This window comes from Verrucomicrobiales bacterium (assembly GCA_016793885.1).
Lineage (GTDB): Bacteria > Verrucomicrobiota > Verrucomicrobiia > Limisphaerales > UBA11320 > UBA11320.
On record JAEUHE010000001.1, the window covers coordinates 54,331 to 74,919 of the forward strand.

At 61.3% G+C, this 20,589-nt stretch carries 7 protein-coding genes; 6 read left to right on the plus strand and 1 reads right to left on the minus strand.

Features of this window, described 5'->3' with window-relative positions:
• The first annotated feature begins 5 nt into the window (after positions 1 to 5).
• The 6 genes from JNN07_00220 to JNN07_00245 all read left to right on the plus strand — a co-directional run bounded on the left by JNN07_00220 (position 6) and on the right by JNN07_00245 (position 13,828).
• Positions 6 to 320, plus strand: coding sequence for a zinc ribbon domain-containing protein (locus JNN07_00220; protein MBL9166145.1), 315 nt, complete (start codon positions 6 to 8; stop codon positions 318 to 320).
• Between the two features lie 236 nt (positions 321 to 556).
• Complete coding sequence (locus JNN07_00225; protein ID MBL9166146.1) at positions 557 to 3,112, plus strand: hypothetical protein; 2,556 nt, start codon at positions 557 to 559, stop codon at positions 3,110 to 3,112.
• Between the two features lie 169 nt (positions 3,113 to 3,281).
• Positions 3,282 to 5,351, plus strand: coding sequence for a hypothetical protein (locus JNN07_00230; GenBank protein MBL9166147.1), 2,070 nt, complete (start codon positions 3,282 to 3,284; stop codon positions 5,349 to 5,351).
• A gap of 205 nt (positions 5,352 to 5,556) precedes the next feature.
• Entirely contained in the window at positions 5,557 to 8,763 is a 3,207-nt protein-coding gene (locus JNN07_00235; protein ID MBL9166148.1) for a CHASE domain-containing protein, read from the plus strand.
• Positions 8,764 to 9,461: 698 nt separating this feature from the next.
• Complete coding sequence (locus tag JNN07_00240; GenBank protein MBL9166149.1) at positions 9,462 to 12,404, plus strand: PSD1 domain-containing protein; 2,943 nt, start codon at positions 9,462 to 9,464, stop codon at positions 12,402 to 12,404.
• A gap of 125 nt (positions 12,405 to 12,529) precedes the next feature.
• Entirely contained in the window at positions 12,530 to 13,828 is a 1,299-nt protein-coding gene (locus JNN07_00245) for a DUF1501 domain-containing protein (GenBank protein MBL9166150.1), read from the plus strand.
• Between the two features lie 255 nt (positions 13,829 to 14,083).
• Here the strand turns inward: JNN07_00245 and JNN07_00250 are convergent, their stop codons facing one another.
• Positions 14,084 to 20,197, minus strand: coding sequence for a lamin tail domain-containing protein (locus tag JNN07_00250; protein ID MBL9166151.1), 6,114 nt, complete (start codon positions 20,195 to 20,197; stop codon positions 14,084 to 14,086).
• Positions 20,198 to 20,589 lie beyond the last annotated feature (392 nt).

Here is a 20,589-nt window from a genome sequence, read left to right on the forward strand (position 1 = left end):
CCCGTATGCCGATTTACGAATATCATTGCGAGTCGTGCGGGGTGTTCGACCTCATGCGAACCCTTCAGCAATCCAGCCAGTCCGCCACTTGTCCCGAGTGCGGTGGGCCGGCGCAAAAGCAGTTCACCGTCGTCAACCTGCGCGGGACCACTCCGGCGGTCAGGATGGCTCACGAGACCAATGAGCGCAGCGCTCATGCGCCACATGTCTGCAGCTCCGGCTGCGGGCACTCGCATGCGCCACGCCGCGGAGCCACCGACCGCCCGGTGCTCCAACGCTCCACCAAGCGCAATCGCCGCCCCTGGATGTTGGGCCATTGACGCTGTTGAGAATTTGGTGAAAGAACACGCTGCTTGGGAGCAGTAGTCACCAGGCGGTCGGCCGTGAGGGGACGGCTGGCCGCTATTTTCTTTCCCGGGTTTGCCCTTGACTGGGCAAACATTATAGCGGTAAGTCGGGATGGTACCCCGGCCATCTGTCCTCCACCGGACTTCTCATCGTCACGTCCGGCGGGGCTAGATTCGGTGGCTTGAGGGGGCATGACTCGACTTATCCTATGAAGACCTTTTCGTACCCTGCTTGGTCGCGCTTTTGGGCGGTCGCTGGCCTCAGCGCTTCACTTTCCTCCCTCTGCACCGCGCAAGTTCCGGCCGACAATTTTTGGCCTAACCCCAGTTTCGAGGAAGGAGTCGAGCTAGATTTACCGACGGGCACGCCGACGGGGTGGGCTCGGGGTGGCAGCAACCCGGCGCTCTGCGAGATGACCACCGCGCTGTCCTCGAGCCCAATTCATGCGCTGCTGGTGAATGACACGGATACGCAGGGCTATGCGGAGTGGTATTCCAACCTCAGCTTGGAAGGGCTCGTGAATGGCGGGGAAACCGTCAACCTAAGGTGGCAGGAAGCCTATCAGATCGCGGGAGGAGAGATGCGGGTGACAGTCCTCTTCTGGAGTGCGAATAACACTCTGCTCAGCCAGAACCACTTCGTAGTGCGCGGTGCCAGCGCGGGCTGGAACGGGGACTTGGCCTCCTCCTCCCTGACGGCTCGCCTCGAACCGTTGACGGTGCCGAGCGGCGCCACCCGGCTTCAGCTCTCACTGGTTTCGGGAGGAGCCCTTTCGGTGACGGGTGAAATGCTGATCGACGATGTGTCTGTCACCAAACCCCGACAACCCATCCTCCTGCCCGGTAATTTTTGGGTCAACCCGACGTTTGAGAGCGGCCAGGACCTCGACCAATCCACGGGCACCCCGTCCGGATGGAACCGGGGAGGCAGTGATCCGCTGATCAACCAGGTCAGTGCCGAAAACTCCCAGAGTCCCTCGCACGCCTTGGCGGTTGTGGATGCCGATGCCGCCAACTATGGCGAGTGGTATGCGGACGTGGGGCTCGGCGGGCGTGCCAATCCCGGCGATTCGCTCCAGGTTCAGTGGTTCCAGGTGCATGACATCAGCGGGGGTGAGATGCGGGTATCGATTCTCTTTTTCGACGCAGCGGATGGTGTGGTTGGACAAAACCATTTCCCGGTGACGGGCCAAAGCGACGGGTGGTCTGGATCGATCGGCGCCTCGCCCCTGGTCAAGCGCTCCGCCCGGGTGACGGTTCCGGATGCGGCGGCGAAGCTGCGGGTTAGCCTGGTCTCGGGCGGGCCGGCGGAAACCCTGGGCGCTCTGCTGATCGATGATCTGTCCATTGCCACCGTTCCCAACACCCTGTTGTCCGGCAACGTCTGGCCCAACTCCACTTTTGAGGAAGGAACAAATTTGGATGAGGCTGGTGGAACCCCGTTGGCGTGGAATCGTGGTGGCAGTGATGTCGGGATCAATCAGGTGACGACGAATCTGGCGAGTAGCCCGACCCACGCCTTGGCGGTCGTCGACACCAACACGGCGGGTTTCGGAGAGTGGTATGCCAACCTGGATTTAAGCGGCGTAGCGGCCGCTGGGGACACTCTCAAGCTGCAGTGGTATGAGGCTTTCCAAGTTCAGGAGGGCGGGGAAATGAGGCTCACCGTGCTGTTCTGGACCGCGGCGAATGCGCTGGTTGGCGAGCAGCACTACGTGGCGCGTGGGCAAAGTCCCGGCTGGACCGGCTCTGTGACGGGCTCCACGTTGGGGCGTCGGGTGGATCGTTTGGTGGTGCCTGCGGGGGCGACGCGACTCCAAGTCTCGCTGGTTTCCGGAGGATCTCCCTCCACGACTGGCGTGATGGTCGTCGACGATCTCTCCATCGCCGTCCTGCCCCCCGGCGATATCCTGGTGGGGAACTTTTGGCCCAACCCGACCTTCGAAGAAGGAAGTGATCTCGATGATCCGGGGGCTGGACTGCCCGCCGGTTGGGGCCGTGGAGGTTCGGACGGACGCGTCTGCCAGGTTTCGACGGCTCGAGCTATGAGTGGCTCCCATGCTCTCGCCTTGGTGGATGACAACGACAATGGGTATGGGGAGTGGTATCAAACGATATCCTTGGAAGGCAAGGCACGGGCAGGTGAGCTGCTCGATCTCCAGTGGTATGAGCTTTTTAACACCACGGGCGATATGCGGTTCACCGTGCTCTTCTTCAAGGCGGGTGGAGGGCTGGTGCTGCAGAAGCATTTCATTGTTCGGGGACAAAGCGAGGGATGGGCGGGTACCGTTGCCGCCTCTCCATTTGTGCGGCGTTTCGAACAGCTTACCGTGCCAGAGGAGGCGGTTAGCATGTTGATTTCTCTAGTCTCGGCCGGGCCCCTCAATGTGAAGGGGGTGATGCTGGTGGATGATCTCTCGGTGCGAGTCTTTCCTGCAGATCTCGACTCCGATGGCGATGGCGCTTCGGACGGCGATGAACAGCTGGCCGGAACGGATCCGGCGGATAAGAACTCGGTGCTGGCCTTGTCGATCGCCCCTTCCGCGGGCGCAGGGTTGTCCCTGTCGTGGCCAACGGTCGCTCAGAAAACCTACTCGCTCTGCGTCAGCGACTCACTGGAGGGTGAATACCTGCCGGTTCCCGGGGCGGAAAGCCTGACCTCACTGGACGGCCAGCCACTGTCGGTGGCGATCGATGATCGGCTGGCAGCGAGCCATCGGTTTTATCGAGTGAAGCTTCTAGTGGAGCCGCCAGCCGAAGAATGAGTCTAAACCGGCCAGGCCTTACCACCTCGCACCAACGGGGAGTGGACCGATGACTCTGGTTCCCCCTGTTTCATGGTCGCTCCTCGGACGAGCGATCCGTTTCAGCCCCCGGACGCGCAGCCAAGCATGTCAGGTGAGGCGCGTCGGAGTCCTGAAGACGTACCTCTCCATGACCGTGCTGCGAGGAGGGCTTTTTCTAGGCCTTTGCCTGGGGGGCGCCAGCGTGGCGCAACCGGGCGATCGATTTGGGAATGCGGAGCTGCTGCCCGAGGTGCCGCCGGGCTTCTCAATTTCGGTGTTTGCCCGAGACCCCGTTGTACGCAATCCGTGGGCGTTGGCCTTCGACGACCGGGGGCGTCTATGCGTGGGAATGGGCCCTCAGTATCCAGCTCCGCAACCTGATACCCCGGGGGACCGGATCGTGGTGCTGGAGGATGTGGATGGCGATGGGGTGGCGGAGGTCGCAAAAACCTTCGCGGAAGGCCTGAACTGCATCCAGGGAATGGCATGGCACGGACGTGAGCTCTGGGTTGGCAATGCTCCGGACCTGACAGTCCTTCGAGATGTGGATGGGGACGACATCGCCGACGAGTACGTGAAGATCTATACCGACTTGGGGAGTTCGGCGCAGGGTCTCTACGGGCTGACCTGGGCTCCGGATGGCAGGCTTTACTTCTGCAAGGGAAGCTCGTCAGGGCTCAGTCTCGACGGCGATTCACCACGCGAGCCGGGACGGGTTGCTCCGAAACCGTTTCGTGATCTGTGGGGAGTGCCGGGACCTCGGGGAAGCCCCGATCTGCCCCCCGCTCAGAGTTTTCATCGCAAGGACTACCGCCGCACCTACCATGACTCTCGGGGGGCGGAGGGGCGGGAAGGAGGTGTTTTCCGCTGCGATGCACGGGGCCGGGGTTTGGAAATCGTGGCTCGGGGGTGTCGGAATCCGGAGGCTTTGACCTTTGACTCCGGGTTCAATTGGCTGAGTGCTGACGCCATTACTCTGGAAGCAGGCAAGCTGATTGCCCCTTTTACGGGCGCCCATTTTGGCTGGGGGCATGGGTGGATGAAGCCGGGTGCAGGCGGCGATGTGATGGGGGTAACCGTTCCTGCGAGCGTCCCCTTGTTCCCAGGGCGAGCGACGGGCCTCTTGTTTCTGGACTCGCCGCTGTGGCCTTCTGCCTACCGAGGCGCTTTTCTGATCAATGATGCGCTCCGGCAGGCTACTTCGATTTACCGTCCTCAGTGGGACGGCGCGCTGATGAAAGCCACCTCGGACCCCCAGCCCTTTCTCCAGGCAGGAAAGGGCTGGTATCAACCGATGGATTTGGCGTGGGGCCCTGATGGGGCTGTTTACGTCGCTGGCTGGGGGCGAGAGCCGGGTGCTGTTTGGCGGGAGGGCCGACAGGAGAACGAGGGCCGAATTTTCCGAATCGCCCCCGTCCCCACGTCGCCACGTCCTGCCACTTGGCGTAAGCCCAAACGAACGCATCCCCGTGGACTCTGGACCATGGTTGAACTTATCGAGGACCTTTCGAGTGCGCTGCCTGCCTGGAGGGTGAATGCTCACGAAGAGCTGATCCTGCGGGGCTTTAACGACTTGGGCACGGTGCGATCTCTGGTCGAACGTGGGCGCCTTGAGCAGAGGGAAGAGACCTGGTTGCTCTGGGTCATTGGGCGGGCCTATCCAGATCTAGGTCCACAGTACGACCCTGTCATCCGCTGGCTGCGGGCTGATCAGGGATTGAACCGTAGACTTCAAGCCTTGCGCATCCTGGCCTGGAGACAATCGCGTTCGCGGGCCGACCGAACCCTGGCACCTCCGGTTGAGGTTTTGGACTTAACCGAGGATCCGTTGCCTCGCATCCGCCTGGAGGCTTGGCAAACACTCAAGCAAGGCGCCTGGCACTGGACGGACGACTGGATCCTCGGACGACTGGATCGGGAGGAAGATCCAGTGGTCTTCTTCTCTGCGGTGGACGCCTTGAGGATGCATCCGGATCCGCGCCAACTCAAACGGCTGCTCGCCCAACGCACGGGACCCTCACGTCGAGGCCTCCTGCTCAGTCTCCTCTCGCTCAACCTCTTGGATCGGGAGGAGGTGCTCTCCCAATCGACGTGCCCGGACGACAAAGTGCGTCAAATCGCCCACTCCTGGCTCGAACAGGTTCAACCCGGTCCGACCGGGAGAGGGCTGGGGCTACCATCCGCGCGATCCGCCACCCCGACGGGTGCTCCAAGGTAAACTACTTAACTTTTCCTAAACGCGCGCAGGCGTCTGCCGATGAATTCTTTGAATCCTCACAAGGGATTTCCAAAAACATGATGTGCATTTCCGATGTTTCGGTGAGTGAGTTAGTGCCGGCCACGAGGCGGGGCGAAATCTCGCCATTTCCTGGCTGCGCTCGTGGTGTGGATGGGGCGGGGATCGAAATGCGGGATAGCGTCGCATGAATCCTCCTTCCGCGTCTCAGGAGCGCCCGCCGTCGGTCTTGAACGCCGCGCCTCCCAACTTACTTCGACGCGCACTCGGAAGCCCCGTCACGGCCTGGATTATTGTTCTCGGAATGCTGCTCGCCACCGCGGTGGCGTGGTGGATGGCCGAACAGTCGGCTCGCGATCGCGCGCGGCTGCGTTTTGGCATTGAGGCGGAGGATGTGGAGACTTTGATCGTTTCGCGCATGCAGCGTTACCAGGATGCTTTGGCAGCGGGGGCTGGGCTCTTTGCGGCGCGCGGTTCGGTCACACGCGAGGAGTGGCGGGAGTTCGTGGGCATGCTGAAAATACAAAGGAGGCTTCCTGGGATCCAGGGCCTCGGCTTTGCGCAGCGAGTGCTTCCCGACCAGCTGCCGGAGCACATCGAGAAGGTGCGGGCTGAAGGGTTTCCCGACTACACAGTTCGGCCCGAAGGTGAGCGTCCTGAATATTACTCGATCGTCTATTTGGAGCCGTTCGAAGGCAGGAATTTGCGAGCGTTTGGCTATGATATGTTCTCCGAGTCCCGCCGCCGTATCGCCATGGAGCGAGCACGCGATACTGCCGAGCCCGCTTTGTCCGGAGCGGTGACGCTCGTGCAGGAGATGGAGGCCGATGTGCAGAAGGGCTTCTTACTTTACCATCCGGTGTACCGCAACGGCTCCGACCGTGAGTCGCTGGAACGAAGACGCAGCGAGTTGTTAGGTTTTGTCTACTGCCCCTTTCGGGTGGCTGACTTGATGCGGGGGATTCTGGGGGCTGGAACTCGGGACGTGCAGTTTCGGATTTTTGATGGTGCCACGTCATCCCTGGAGTCTTTGCTCTACGATTCCAGCGGTCCGACGGCACGAGACCAGCCGGCGAAAGGCTGGAAACCGGAGTTCACCAAGATCTCCGAATTGCGCATCGGAGGCCATACCTGGACGTTGCACTACCGGGCTGGTCCGGGTTTTTTCGACCGGAATGCGCAACATCAACCCACGCTGATCGTGCTGGGTGGCTTGTCGCTCGTGGCGCTCTTATTCATGACTTTCGTGGCAATGCTTGGAGAAAAGGATCGCGCCCTGCGGCTGGCGGAAGTGATGCGAGCGGGTGCTCAGAAACATCTCGAACGAGCGGAGGACGCCCTGCAGGAGCTGGAGATTCAACGTCGCGCGGCTGAATCGGCTAGCCGCGCGAAAGGGGAGTTCCTGGCGAAGATGAGCCACGAGATTCGCACTCCGATGAATGGAGTCATCGGGCTCACGGAGCTGCTGTTGGATACCCCTCTGAATGTGCGTCAGAGGACCTACGCGGAGTCGATTCGGGGGAGTGCGGACAACCTGCTCCTGATCATCAATGATATTTTGGATCTGTCCAAGATCGAGGCCGGGCGGCTGGAAATCGAGTTGGCGGATCTGGACCTTCACGATGCGGTTGAAGCCGTGGTGGATCTCATGGCTGGCTCAGGACGTAAGAAAGGGGTTCACCTGACGCTGCAAATGGATCCCGCCGTGCCCGTCTCACTGCGGGGTGATGCGCGTCGGCTCAAACAAGTGCTCACTAATTTGGTGGGGAATGCCCTGAAGTTTACCAGCCAGGGGGAAGTCGCCGTTCGGGTGACTCGCGTCGGGAACCAGGATGGAGAAGAAACGCTTCGGTTCGAGGTCCGTGACACCGGCTGCGGCATAGCTTCGGATGTGCAGGGACGGCTCTTCGCTCCCTTCTCCCAGGGTGATGCCGACACCTCGCGTAAGTATGGCGGCACCGGGCTGGGGCTGGCGATCAGCCGTCAACTGGTCCAGTTGATGCGCGGCGAGATCGGGCTCATCAGCGAGCCGGGTAAAGGCGCGACATTTTGGTTCACGTTGCCCTTCCAACAACGCCGTGCTCCGACGGGAGAAACCGAGTATTTGCTGAACCGAGCCCCCTTGGCGGGACGTCGGGTGCTCTTGGTTGGGGTGCTTCCGCAAGATCGCGAGATCCTCAGTCGTTCGTTTGCCGCTTGGGGATTGCTGATGGAGTCGGCCTCCAACGGCACGGAGGCGTCAGTGCGGCTGAGGGTGGCGCAGAATCAGAATGATCCCTTCGATTGGATCTTGGTCGAGCGCCGGCTGGAAGACCAGGATGCGCTAGAATTTGCCCGGCAGGCTCGATCGACAGGCCTCGGTGGCTTCGCGAGCCGTCTGGTGCTTATCGGGGAATCGGACGAAAACCTGGAAGAGTCGGGCGCGGATGCCGCCGGGTTCCTGGGGCTCATCCTCCAGCCCATCCGTCAGAGCCAAGTGAGACGATTGATGTTGGAGTTGGAAACCCCTGGCGGTTCGGCCCGCCGCCCCGAGACCCAGACCGCGCCCCAGGTCTCCCTGGGGTCGCGTCCGCCCGCAAGAGATATGAGAATCCTGCTCGTAGAGGACCATCCGGTGAACCAGAAGGTGGCGATCGGAAAATTGCTGCAGATGGGGTATGAGGCTTATCCCTGCGCCAACGGTGTTGAGGCGTTGAAAGCCATTGAAAAAGTTCCCTACGATGTGGTGTTGATGGATTGCGAAATGCCTGAGATGGACGGCTATACCGCAACCCGGGAGATTCGGCGTCGCACACGTGAGAAACCGCCGGTGGGCGGGGTGAATCACTCCGTTTACATTATTGCGATGACCGCTGACGCCATGGCCGGGACGCGCGAGCGGTGCTTGCAGGCCGGCATGAACGATTATGTGAGCAAGCCGGTGACCACGGCCGATCTCAAAGTGGCCTTGGACCGCGCTGTGGCGCAGTTGCAGAGCAGCGTCGGCCCGTTATCGAACGAGGTCACCTCGGTGGTTCTCGAGGAGGGGATGCTCGAGGAGTTGCGTCCGCTCCGGTCGGAGGACGGGGCGAGCCAGTTCCTAGCGCTGGTGGATATGTTCTTGGAGGATACGCCCCGGCTGCTGGGTGAACTCTCGCGAGCCATGGAAACGGGCGACACGGCCGAGGTGGTCGCGATCTCCCATAAGCTAAAAAGTGCTTCGGGTTACTTCGGAGCCCGGCAGATGTCGATGACCTGCCATCAGCTGAAGGAGTTGGGTCGCAGCGGGAAGGTTGACTTCGGCGCCGGGTTGATGCGCCGGTTGGAGCGGGAGTTCGCCCTGGTGCGTGCCAAACTGGGAGAGGAGCGGGAACGCTTCTCGGGCAGCGAGACCGAGCATCGAAACGCCGCCTGACAGGGCGGAAATGTCCGAGCCTCGCCCCCTTACACCAAGATAAAGGCCGGACAGCTCTTTTAGCCGCAAGAAACAAAAAATGACGAAAAAATCCCGAACTCAGAACATCTTCCGCCCTGAGTCCGTCTGCTTCTTTCGTCTCTTTTCGATCTTTGCGGCTAATCAGGGAGTTCCAGCTCACAGGCCTCAACTGTTTTGAGTAGCAAATTCCTCCTCCTCCCGTTCCTACATTGCGTCCCTTGCGGTTCAACAGCTCTCCGCGTAGTTCCGGAAATCTGTCTCACATCCGGTCTCGCAAAGAACGCTATGGGGAAAACCGGAGGGAGACCGAAACCAGGTCTGTAGCTCGGTAAAGAAATATCCGAGCCTCGCCCCCTTACACCAAGATAAAGGCCGGACAGCTCTTTTAGCCGCAAGAAACGAAACATGACGAAAAAATCCCGAACTCAGAAAATCTTCCACCCTGAGTCCGTCTGCTTCTTTCGTCTCTTTTCGATTTTTGCGGCTAATCTGGGAGTCCCAGCTCCCAGGCCTCAACTGTTTTGAGTAGCAAATCCCTTCTCCTCCCGTTCCTACATTGCGTCCCTTGCGGTTCAACAGCTCTCCGCGTAGTTCCGGAAATCTGTCTCACATCCTGACATCGCGGGTGTGAGTTTTCTCTCTTGGCCTGCCTCACTGCTCGCGTCAAACTCTCCCCCATGCCCGATCCCTTTCCAGGTCGCGGGGTGGTTTCGGCCGGTGCGATTCTCATCGCTGGCCTGGCTTTGCTCTGCGTCGACCCGAGTTTGATGGCGGCCGATGCGACTTTTTATCGCGCGATCAATCTGAACGGCCCCGCTTGCCGGATCGACGGACGGAATTGGGAGGGGCAGGGGACGACCAACCTGGTGGTGCGGGGAAAGACTTTCGAGAACCAAGCCGTCGCCCTACGACCAGCAACTGACTCGGTCCGAGCCTCCATGATCCGAAGCAGCGTGTGGGGCAGTTCGGTGGACATTCAGGTCACGGAGGTTCCGCGTGGGGAGTATCAGGTTTTTCTCTATGTCTGGGAGGACAACCACTCGGAGCGATTCGACTTGCTGGTGAACGATCAGGTGGTGGTGGTCGGCTTCCATAGCGGAGCCGCAGGGGCTTGGAAACGGCTCGGCCCCTGGAGAACGGCGGTGACCAACGGTCAGCTCACGGTGTCAGCCCGGGGGCCAAGTCATGGGGCGGCGAATCTGTCCGGCCTGGAAATTTGGACGGGCGAGGGTCCTATTCCCTCGGGTCGCTCCTTGGGCTTTGTTACCCAGGTGTCCACCGAGCAGACCGAGTTTTTTGAGCGTCGCATCCGTCCCGTCCTGGCGGAGCAGTGCTACGCGTGTCACAGCGCTCGGGCGGAAAAGTTGAAGGGCAACCTCTTCCTGGATTCGCGCGCGGGAATCATCAAAGGCGGAGACTCCGGCCCGGTCATCACACCGGGGGAACCAGAGGCCAGCCTGTTGCTTCAAGCGGTGCGGCACACGGATCCAGGATTGGTAATGCCCCCCAAGGGCAAGCTGACCTCCGAGCAAATCGTGGACCTGGAGGCGTGGATCCTCATGGGCGCGCCGGATCCGCGAACGGAGGATACTCCCCAGGCGGCTCTCGCGCGCTCAGCCATCGATTGGACCAAGGCCAAGGAGTGGTGGTCGTTTCGGCCCCTTCGGCGTCCCGTGGGTCCGGTGGTGCAGGGTCGGTCGTGGGCGCGCCAGGAACTGGATACCTTCGTGCTGGCCCGACTCGAAGCTGCCGGACTCGCTCCGGCCCCGGAGGCTAGTCGCGAGGTCCTGATCCGAAGGGCGACCTTTGACCTCATCGGGTTGCCTCCCACCCCGGAGGAGGTGGAGGGCTTTGTCACGGATCCTTCTCCCCGAGCGTTCGAAATCGTGATCGAACGACTCCTTGCCTCGCCGCGCTATGGCGAACGCTGGGGCCGGCACTGGCTGGACGTCGTGCGCTACGCCGACACGGCGGGGGATAACTCGGACTTTCCCATTCCTCAGATGCGCCACTATCGCGATTGGGTGATCCGCGCCTTCAATCGGGACCTGCCGTACGACGAGTTTGTGACTCAACAGATTGCGGGCGATCTGTTGGGTTCGGCCACGCCCGAGCAGTCCAAGGAACAGTTGGTGGCGACCGGATACCTGGCCAACGCCCGCCGCTTCGGGTCGCGGGTCGACGATTACCCTCAGCATCTGACCATTGAGGACACGCTGGATAACCTGGGTCGCACCTTCCTCGGTCTGACCCTCAACTGCGCGCGCTGTCACGACCACAAGTTTGACCCGATCACGGCGTCCGACTACTACGCTCTCTATGGCATCTTCCACAGCACCCGCTATCCGTGGCCGGGGATCGAGCTGGACCAGCGTCAACGTGATCTCGTGCCGTTGGTGTCGTCAGGTGAACGCCGCGCGGCGCTGCAGTTGATCCAAGATCGCGAGTCGGAGCAGCGGAAACTGGACGGGGAAATCCAGCGGCTCAAGGAAGCGCTAAAGACGGCCACGACGGCGGATCAGCCTGCTGCCAAAGAAACCCTCAAGTCGGCCGAAGCGCGCGCGGCGGAACATCGATCCCGGCCGTTACCCTTCGAGATGGCTTACGCCGTCGCCGAGGCTGCGAAGCCGGAGGATGTGCCGGTCCAAATCAAGGGCGATCCCGCCAAGTTGGGCCCCACCGTTCCACGACGTTTTCTGACCATCCTAGGGGGGGCGCCTTTCCCGCCCGGCCTAAGCGGGAGTGGGCGCCGGGAACTGGCCGCTTGGCTGACTGGTCCTGATAATCCACTGACGGCCCGGGTGATGGTGAATCGGATCTGGCTAAATCATTTCGGAAAAGGGTTGGTCGCCACTCCCAATGATTTTGGGAAGCAAGGGAAACCGCCGAGCCATCCCGAGCTGCTGGACTTTCTAGCGACGGAGTTCATCCGTTCCGGATGGTCGGTCAAGGCCATGCATCGACGGATCATGCTCTCGAGCACGTATCAACAGTCGAGCCATCGCCCGGCCCGGGCCGTGGAGCAGGATCCGGGGAATGAGACCTTTTCGGGCTACCCGCGGCGTCGGCTGGACGCGGAATCCCTGCGCGACAGCCTGCTGTGGTTGGGAGGCGATTTGGATTTGAGGCTCCCCGGGGCCCATCCGTTCCCGGCTCCGAAGGATTGGAAATTCACCCAGCACAATCCCTTCCGCGCCGTCTACGACTCCCGACACCGGAGCGTTTACCTCATGACTCAACGCATTCAGCGGCATCCCTATCTGGCCATCTTTGATGGAGCCGATCCGGCGGCCAGCACCGCGTTCCGAACTCGAAGCACCACCCCCCTGCAGGCTCTGCACCTGCTGAACGATGGGCTGGTGCATGAGCAGGCCAAGCGATTCGCCGGCCGTATTGTCTCGGGCCGGGAGGATCAGGCCGCACGGATTCGTTTGTCCTTCCGTCAGGCGCTGGGACGCGTGCCTGCGGGGGAGGAGGTTTCCCTCGCTGTCGCCTTCCTTGACCGTGTGCGGGAGCGATCCCGGGCGTCAGGTGCCTCCGCCCAAACAGCTGACGTGGAGAGCTGGCAGGCTTATGCCCGGACGTTGTTTCGGTTGAACGAATTCGTCTACCTGGACTAACCTGACCAAGGGTTTTAAACGTGAATAACCATTTCCATCTCGGGCTGAACGGGCGTTCGGGAGCGAAAGCCAGCCGCCGCCAGGTGATTCGTTCGCTCGTCGGCGGCTCGCTGCTGCTGCCGGGCATGATTTCTCGTCTGCTGGCGGAGGACGACCCGCTGGCCAGCCGACCTGCCCACTTTCCATCCCGTGCGAAGCGGGTCATTTTCATCTTTTCCAACGGCGGGGTGTCGCACATGGACACCTTCGATTTCAAACCCAAGCTCTTCGCGGCGGATGGAAAGACGATGGGGGTGGGTGGAGGCCTTTCGAACCAGCAGCGGCGTCTGCTCCGGCCGGGCTGGGAGTTTCGTCCCGGAGGCCAGTGCGGGACGCTCGTCAGCGATTTGTTCCCGCACCTCCGCCAGTGCATGGACGAGGTGTGTTTGATCCGGTCGATGAAGTCGGATGACAACGAGCACTACCAGGCTACCCTGGCGATCCATACCGGTTCCTTCTTCTTCTCGCGACCAAGCATTGGGTCCTGGGTCAGTTATGGTTTGGGAACCCTGAATCAGAATCTGCCTTCCTTCGTGGTGCTGTCGGCTGGCTCTCCCTACGCGGGCACACAGATTTTCAACAACGATTTTCTGCCGGCCTATCACCAGGGGGTGCGGGTGGTGCCCGGCAAGGAACCGATTGCCAATCTGGATCGTCGAACCGCGGCGGCCTCGGTTCAAGAGGAGGAGCTGGGATTGGCCGAAGCTTTTAACCGCCGGCATTTGGTCGATCGCGGCAGCGACAGCGAGCTGGCGGCGCGCATTCGCACGTTCGAGACGGCCTTTCACATGCAAACCGAGGCGCGGGAGGTGTTCGATCTGTCTCAGGAACCTGAGGCGACGCTCGACCTCTATGGGCTCAAGCGCGGTCAGACCGATGGTTTTGGCTGGCAATGCTTGGTGGCCCGCCGTCTGGCGGAACGAGGGGTGAGGTTTATCGAGTTGGTGGATGGGAGTTCCAGTCACAACTGGGATCAGCATGGTGATATGGCCGAGCACGCGCAGCACGCGCGGGCGATCGACCAGCCGATCGCGGGCCTGCTTCGCGACCTGCGGCGGACCGGGTTGCTCGACGATACCCTCGTCGTCTGGACTACCGAGTTTGGTCGGACCCCAGGAGTGGATGGTGACAAAGGACGAGGCCATCACAGCGCCTGTTTTTCGTCTTGGATGGCCGGCGCGGGAGTGCGAGGCGGATCGGTCTATGGGGCCACCGACGACATTGGTGCAGCGGTGGTCGAGAACCGCGTGCATGTTCACGATTTTCACGCGACGATCCTTCATGTGCTGGGCATGGATCACGAACGCCTGACGTTCCGTCATGGCGGCCGGGATTACCGGCTTACCGATGTCCACGGCAACGTGGTCTCCGCGCTTTTGACGTAGCCATCCCTCGAGGTAGGGCGAAACTCCGTTGAGCCCTGACATGCCCCTACGGAGCGAACAAACCCAATCGGCCACGTCGCGGAGAGCCTCAGGTGCGACGAGCTATTCCGGCCCTCCGCGGGGTGGCCTGGTTTGATATTCGATATCCGTGGCAAAAGTGGGCTCGACGAGATCAGAACTATAAACTCAATCGGATCGATCATCGATCAAGTCTCTCCCTACCGCCGTGACGACGGCGGTAGGGAAGGTTAAGCATCATTCCCCGACGAGCACTTCAGCGATGGCGCTGCTGCGGCGCTGCTCGCCATTCTTTGTCGCCATCCGGACCGAGACCCGATATCGACCGGAATCGCTGGCGCTCACTGCAGCGATCTGGAGGGTTGAGGAGGTCGCTCCGGGAATCGGCAGCTCGTCCTTGATCCATTGATAGGTCAGCGCTCCAGGTCCGCTGGCCACCACGGTTAGCGTCAGCGGAGCTCCCGGGTTGAGGGTCACCCCCTGTGGCTGTTCCTGGATCGTGGGCAGCTGGAGCACCGTCAGCAGCGCCGGGCCCGCGGTCACACTGGCGATGTCGTCCGACACCTGAACACTGTAAGCGCCTTCGTCCGCCACGCTCACGGAGGGCAGGACGAGCTGGCTGTCGGTGGCACCGGGGATCGCGCTGGTTCCCTTAAACCACTGATACTTCACCAAGCCTTCACCCACTGCCTGAGCTTCGAAGGTCACGGATTCACCCGTTTCGACAATTTGGCTGGCGGGCGAGGCGAGCAGGGTGGGCGGCTCGACCGCGGTGCTGATCTGTGGCGGGGCGGCCAAACGATAGAGGCGTTCAGCGGTTGCCGGACGCGTGTCCACCACGACGACGGTTTGAATCGAGTTGCTGCGGCCAGTGACTTGGGCGACGGTCTGCCAATCGCCACGGTCCAGCGATTCCTTGAACTGCACCGTGTATCCCCGGTTGGTCTGGGCCACGAACGAGAGCGCGGTTCCTTGCGCGGTCTGCTCGATGGCATCAATGCGCAGCACGCTGTCCTTGTTCCGCGGATCGGTGCCGGCCAGGAACTCCTGAAGGTTGGTCTGGCCATCGCCGTCTCCATCGCGGGACGCATCCGTGGCATCCGTCGGAGACAATCCGGATTGCAGTTCCCAGGCATCCCCCATGCGGTCCTTATCCTCATCCCTCATTACCACCAGCGTCGCCGGCTGACTGTTGGTGCCGGTACTTGTGGTAGCCAGATTGGTCGCCACCACCGAGTAAACCCCGGCGTTGGATTCCTGCACGTTCACTAAGCGCAGGACCCTGTTGGTGGCCGCGGGAACTTGACTGGCGCCTTTGCGCCAGCGATAGCCGATGGGTTCCAGACCCACGGCATCCGCGTACATCAGCACCGTGTCGCCTACCAGCGCGATGGTGGCTTGTGGCTGGCTGACGAACGAGGGTCGAACCAGCACATTGACCACGGCCGGACGGCTGATCGACGATCCGATGTCATCAGTGACTTGAACCGTGTAGCTGCCGGTGTCAGCCAACTGCAGGTTCTGCAAGTCCAGTGTGGGGGCGGTGGCGTTGGGAATGCGCGTGCCCTTGAAACTCCACTGGTAGCGGAGTGTGCCGGTTCCACGCGCTATCACGGCCAAGGTAAGATTGCTGCCCGGACGCAGGTTGGTGCCCACGGGATGTTTTACGATCTGGGCCGGCAGGCGCACCGTCAAGGTCGCGGCCGGGCTTTCAATGGCTCCGACTGCGTTCATGACAATGACGGTGTAGGTGCCACCCTGTTCGGCGAGCAGCGGATCCAGAACCAGCTGAGCGTTGGTTGCCCCCGCAACATTCTGGTCCTCATGCCGCCATTGATAGCGGAGCGGTGAGTCCGATGCGGCTTGAACCGTCAATTGGGCGCTCGTTCCAGCCACGGCCGTGAGCGAGGCGGGGGCCTGGGTGATGGTAGGTAGCGCACCGTCCACCGGCAGGGCTCCGGGCGTCGGCGCTCCCGCCTGCCAGGAGGCGGGATCACTGCCGAAAGCGCTGGCCGGGGCTCGCACCAACGCGGCTCCCGCTCCATCCGCGCCGGCGGGCCACGGAGCATTCTGCTCGTACTCCACTTCGTCCTCCAGAATGTATGAGCGATCCCCGGTGTCTTGATCGACGGATCCAGGCTTGGTCAGGCGCACCACGCCACCGGCGTTGCTCAGCCTACCCGTGTAAGGACCGAGAATCTTTGTAGTTGCCGGAATCTGATACTTGGCCCGGAAACGATTCGAGTCGGTGGTGTTGGTCGGATCGAAAGACACCAGCACAGCGGACTCTGCGGGTGCGAGTGTGAAGGTGGACGGGAAGTCGAAATCGACGTCCCCGCGCAGGTGCCACTCGGCCTTCTCGGCGGCATCATAGAGGGTGACCGCCGTCGTGGAGATATTCTGGATTTCGATGTACTCATCCTCCCCATTGTCCCAGAAAGCCCGATTGGCCAGAACATCGGGCGGGTGATACGCGATTTCGCTAATTACAATGGGGCCGACCTTCGGGCCCCGGTTTACGGCTCCCAGGCTGGGCGCAATCTGGGTGACAAAGGTCTCCTTGCCCTCGCTGGTCAGGTGTCGGCCGATAGATTCTCCAGCCGCGGCCGGGCCGAAGCGAAACCCATGGGCTGGTCCGAGCAACTGTCCGCCGGCATCGGCCGCGAACAACCAGATCTGATCGCCGTGGCTGCTGAGCTGGAAGCCGTTGGTGCCCTGGAGATCGCTGTTGAAGGATCCGGCATGGACCGTCAGGAAACCTCCCGCGATCAGAATCGACCCGGCCGGGAAGACATATTTCCGCGGGACCTTAGGATCATCGGTGAGAAACCACCCGGTGATGTCGGCTGTGGCCGCGCTCTGATTCAGCAGTTCCACCGTGTCGGGGGTGGGGAATGTCGGGTTGCTGAGGATTTCATTGATCAAGACCCGTGCAATGCCGGGGGCTGGCAAGTTCTCCTCCCCGGGATTGCCACCCACTTGGGCACTGGGGCCCCAGGCTTCGCTCGAACCGTCGCCCACATCGAAACGCCGGCGGACCAGACTGAAGCCCAGCCCGTCGGTCGTGGGGTACCAACGATCGTTGTAGGTGAACTCAAACAGTTCCAGCCCGTCGGGTCGCTCCAGCCGCAGCGTTTCTCCGCCGTCATCCAACGTTCCTCCGAAGGTTCCGGCAATGTTCGGTCGCGCGCCATAGCGGGCCGCGAACGCCGCTTCGTTGCGCACCAGGAGCAGTGAGGCGTTGGGTGCGAGGCGATACAGCGACGCATTCTCGAAATTGAAGTCGATGCCCTTCGTGAAGCGCGCCCCATAGAAATCGACGGTTTGGCTGCCGAGGTTTTTCAGCTCGATGAACTCAAAGTCGTCGGCGGTCAGGTTCGCGTTGGACGCGAGTTCGGCGGCCGTGGGCTCGGCGGGATGGTAGTTCAGCTCGGACACGACCAGATCGGTAGAGCCGGCCAACGGATCCAAGGTGAACCGCACGCGGCGAGGCCCGGACCAGACACTGTTGATCGGAGGATTGATGCCGCCCGTGAGATTTCGGTGGCTCGGATTGCGCGAGCGGGCGACCAGGCGGACTTCTCCATTGATGGGGATGGGCCCGGCGTAGACCAGGGCGTTGGGATCGATCCCCCCATGCAGCGCTCGAGGATCCGTGCCGTCCAAGGTGTAGTAGATGGTGGCGCCGGAGGGCCCGGTCAGCTGAACTTGGGTCCCGGCAGCCACTGTGCCGGCAAAGCCGAGCACCTGGGGCTTGGCCAGGAAGTTGGTGTCCATGAAGTCGGTGTGACGCGACAGCCAATTCTTGAAGAACGCGATCTCTGAATCCTGAGTGCCGCCGCGTTTGGCCTGCGCCCACTTGACGAGATCTCGCGGGGCTGCCTCCCGAACCTGGGCATTCAGCCGATCCATGATGGCGAACAGACTCTCGTCGCTGAAGAGGCCTTCGCGAAGCTCCTGATAACGGTCAATCCAAGCCTGGAAGAAGTTGGGGTCGCGGAACACGCGTTCCCACCAGGGATAGGTGAAGAATCCGGTTCCCGAATCCCAGACCCGGGGCTCGGCATCGCGTCCATCGGTCGAGCCGAACGCGCGATCAAAGTCCCAGATGGGACCATACGTGATGGGTCCGTTGCGATCCTTGTAGAAGTAGGTGCTCAGGCGCAGGGCATCGACGTTAGCCGAGAAGATATTCACGATGTGAAAGTCGATCCACGCCCCGCGGTCGATGTAGGGGAGGTAGCCCTCCGTGGGATTGGTCCAGCTTCGGGAAGTGAGGGCTCGGCCAAAGTCGTTGAGGTAATTGAGCAGGTAGGTGCGCTGCACATTCCGCGGCGGCGCGCTCATTTCCTCGAACTTCGGTTCGATGAAGTTGAACCCAACTCCGCCCGCGCTTTCCGCCGGCGCGCCACCAAAGTCGCGATCGACGCTCAGGAGATAGCCGCCCGTGATTTCGGGCGCCTGCAAATCTGCGGCGGTGAGCTTGGGGATATCGACCCGATTCGGATGAATCCCGATTCGTTCGATGATGTTGTAGACGCCGAAATAGTTGCCGGGAGCCAGGGTCGACTGAGTGTTCGTGCTGGCACGCTCGTTGAGATAGATTTCCGCGAAGCGGTAGCGGCCGGCGTAGCGACCGATTCCATTGGACATCTCGCTGGCAAAGGGATTGTGGATCAAGGAGGGATCGAACGAGAAGGGGGCGTGAAACACCCATTCTGCGGCTTCCGGCATTCCCAGCAGGGGAACTTCGGTATCCCGATTCAGTTCATCCCACGCATCGACCGCCCAATTGTACTTCGGGTTACCCGCCGTGCTGGAGCCTCGGATCTTCAGTCCGGCGCGGAAGACCATTTGTGGGGCATTGGTGAAGGAGGCTCGGCCGCGGATGGGCTCATGAACAAACAGGAAGCAGCCCTTCTTGGTCGTGCCGTCAAAGCCTCCCGCTCCGAAGCTGTGCACCGCGATGAGCGGCATGTCCGAGGACACCGTTGCCATGGCCGCGCTGAGCTTGAGGTAAGCTTCCGAGGTCACTGGACTGGGCAGGAAGCCGGGTTCAAACAAACGGGCGCGAATCGGAGTGCTGTTGGTGATCAGCAGCGGGCCGGTGTACAGGGTAGAGTTGGTGGTGGGTTCGGTCCCATTGATCGTGAAGCGAATCTGGCCCAGCGGACTGACCTCCAAGGGCGAGAGAACGAGTTCGAAAGGAGTAAAGAACGTGGTGCTTTTCACCGAGAAATTCACGCCGCTGGAGGAGCCTGGGTAGCCGGGGGCATTTCCCGAGCCTACCGAGGGTGAGGCGAAGTAACGTTCCACCCCGGTGAGATACCGAATCGATCGCGTGACCAGGTTGGGAAGCAGCAGGAAGTCTGAGTCCGACTGGGAGCGGTTGATCCCATGGATCGCCAGCACATTGGTGCCGGGTCGGAAGCCCTGCACCAGCGCGAGGGTGGAAAGCTCTTCGGGCACGATGGCGACTGCGTTGGTTCGGGAGCTGCTCGCCACGGTTGTGTGGCTAGGAACCGTCGCGGCCGGAACGTTGCGCCGGGCAATCTCGGTGCCGTTCAGGTAAGCGATAAACCCATCGTCATAGTTCATGAGCAAGAGCGGGTTGGCCGCCTGGGACAGATCGTCGAGCACGAACGGAATGCGCACATAGAGGCTGGATCGCTTGGTGCTGGCACCCAGCATTGGGGCCCGGACGTCGGTGGTGATGAGGGGGGTGAAAAGCGAGGCCGGGTTGGTGTCGAAGCCGAAGCCCGCTTTGCCGACCTGCCAGGTGGCGTCGCTGAAGGCCACAGCCGTCCAACGGTTGCTGAGCGTGTTATTGGTGGGAACGAAGTAGCGCGCCGAGATATCGGCCAAGTTTAACGAGGTCGAGGAGAGGATTTCGACCTCCAGGCCGTAGGACCGATCCGTGACCTGCGGACCAAACTCGTATTTGTGGACCACCGTGGTTCCATCCGGCTTCACCAACGCCAGGGCATCGCCGTTGCTGCTCAGACGGAAATTCGTGTGCAAGGGGCGGCCGGGTAGGGCGCGATCTCGACCCGAGGCCCAAATCACCAGGTGCTGACCGGAGAGCAGATTGGTTGCGGGAAAGCGCCACTGGGTGAGGTTATCGAGTGCGTCGGTGAGGTAATAGCCCTCCAGGTTCAACGCTGCAGGAGTTCCGTTGTAAATCTCTACAAAGTCGGAACTTTCACCAAAATCGTCCCTGCCACTGTTCAAGTTGACCGCCAGGAACTCCGAGATCACCAATCCTTCCTGAGCCTCAAGCCTTCCTAAGGCGAGCTGCAGGTGGAAAAGAGCAATCAGTACATGGAACAGGATCGATCTCTGACTCTTCATATAGTGTTTTCGGCACGACATACGACGCCTTAAGGTGTTGGGTTTGGGATAATAGCATTATCAGGACATCGCCAGGTTGACTACCAAAAAGGATGAGGGGCGTGAGTGATGAGTTGCGAGTAATGAGTGATGAGTTCTGGGAGTTGCCCACGGGCAATCGGCAAAACGAACGGGAAGGGGCCCGAGTTTTAAACCGCAAAGGACGCAAAGGACGCTATGGGGAAAACCGGAGGGAGACCGGAACCAGGTCTGTTCTGAATGGCGGTTAGTTAAGTCCTAAGCGTTTTTTGGAGAGACGTTTGCGACGAGGAGGATTGGGGAGGTTTGAGAGCATGTATTCGGCGGTTATTTGCTGCATTTGGAGGAGCGTTTCCCAGACCTTCCGTTGGTTG

Coding starts and splice junctions, on each gene's coding strand:
- JNN07_00220 (MBL9166145.1), top strand. CDS start 6: ATGCCGATTTACGAATATCATTGCGAGTCGTGCGGGGTGTTCGACCTC.
- JNN07_00225 (MBL9166146.1), top strand. CDS start 557: ATGAAGACCTTTTCGTACCCTGCTTGGTCGCGCTTTTGGGCGGTCGCT.
- JNN07_00230 (MBL9166147.1), top strand. CDS start 3,282: ATGACCGTGCTGCGAGGAGGGCTTTTTCTAGGCCTTTGCCTGGGGGGC.
- JNN07_00235 (MBL9166148.1), top strand. CDS start 5,557: ATGAATCCTCCTTCCGCGTCTCAGGAGCGCCCGCCGTCGGTCTTGAAC.
- JNN07_00240 (MBL9166149.1), top strand. CDS start 9,462: ATGCCCGATCCCTTTCCAGGTCGCGGGGTGGTTTCGGCCGGTGCGATT.
- JNN07_00245 (MBL9166150.1), top strand. CDS start 12,530: ATGATTTCTCGTCTGCTGGCGGAGGACGACCCGCTGGCCAGCCGACCT.
- JNN07_00250 (MBL9166151.1), bottom strand. CDS start 20,197: ATGAAGAGTCAGAGATCGATCCTGTTCCATGTACTGATTGCTCTTTTC.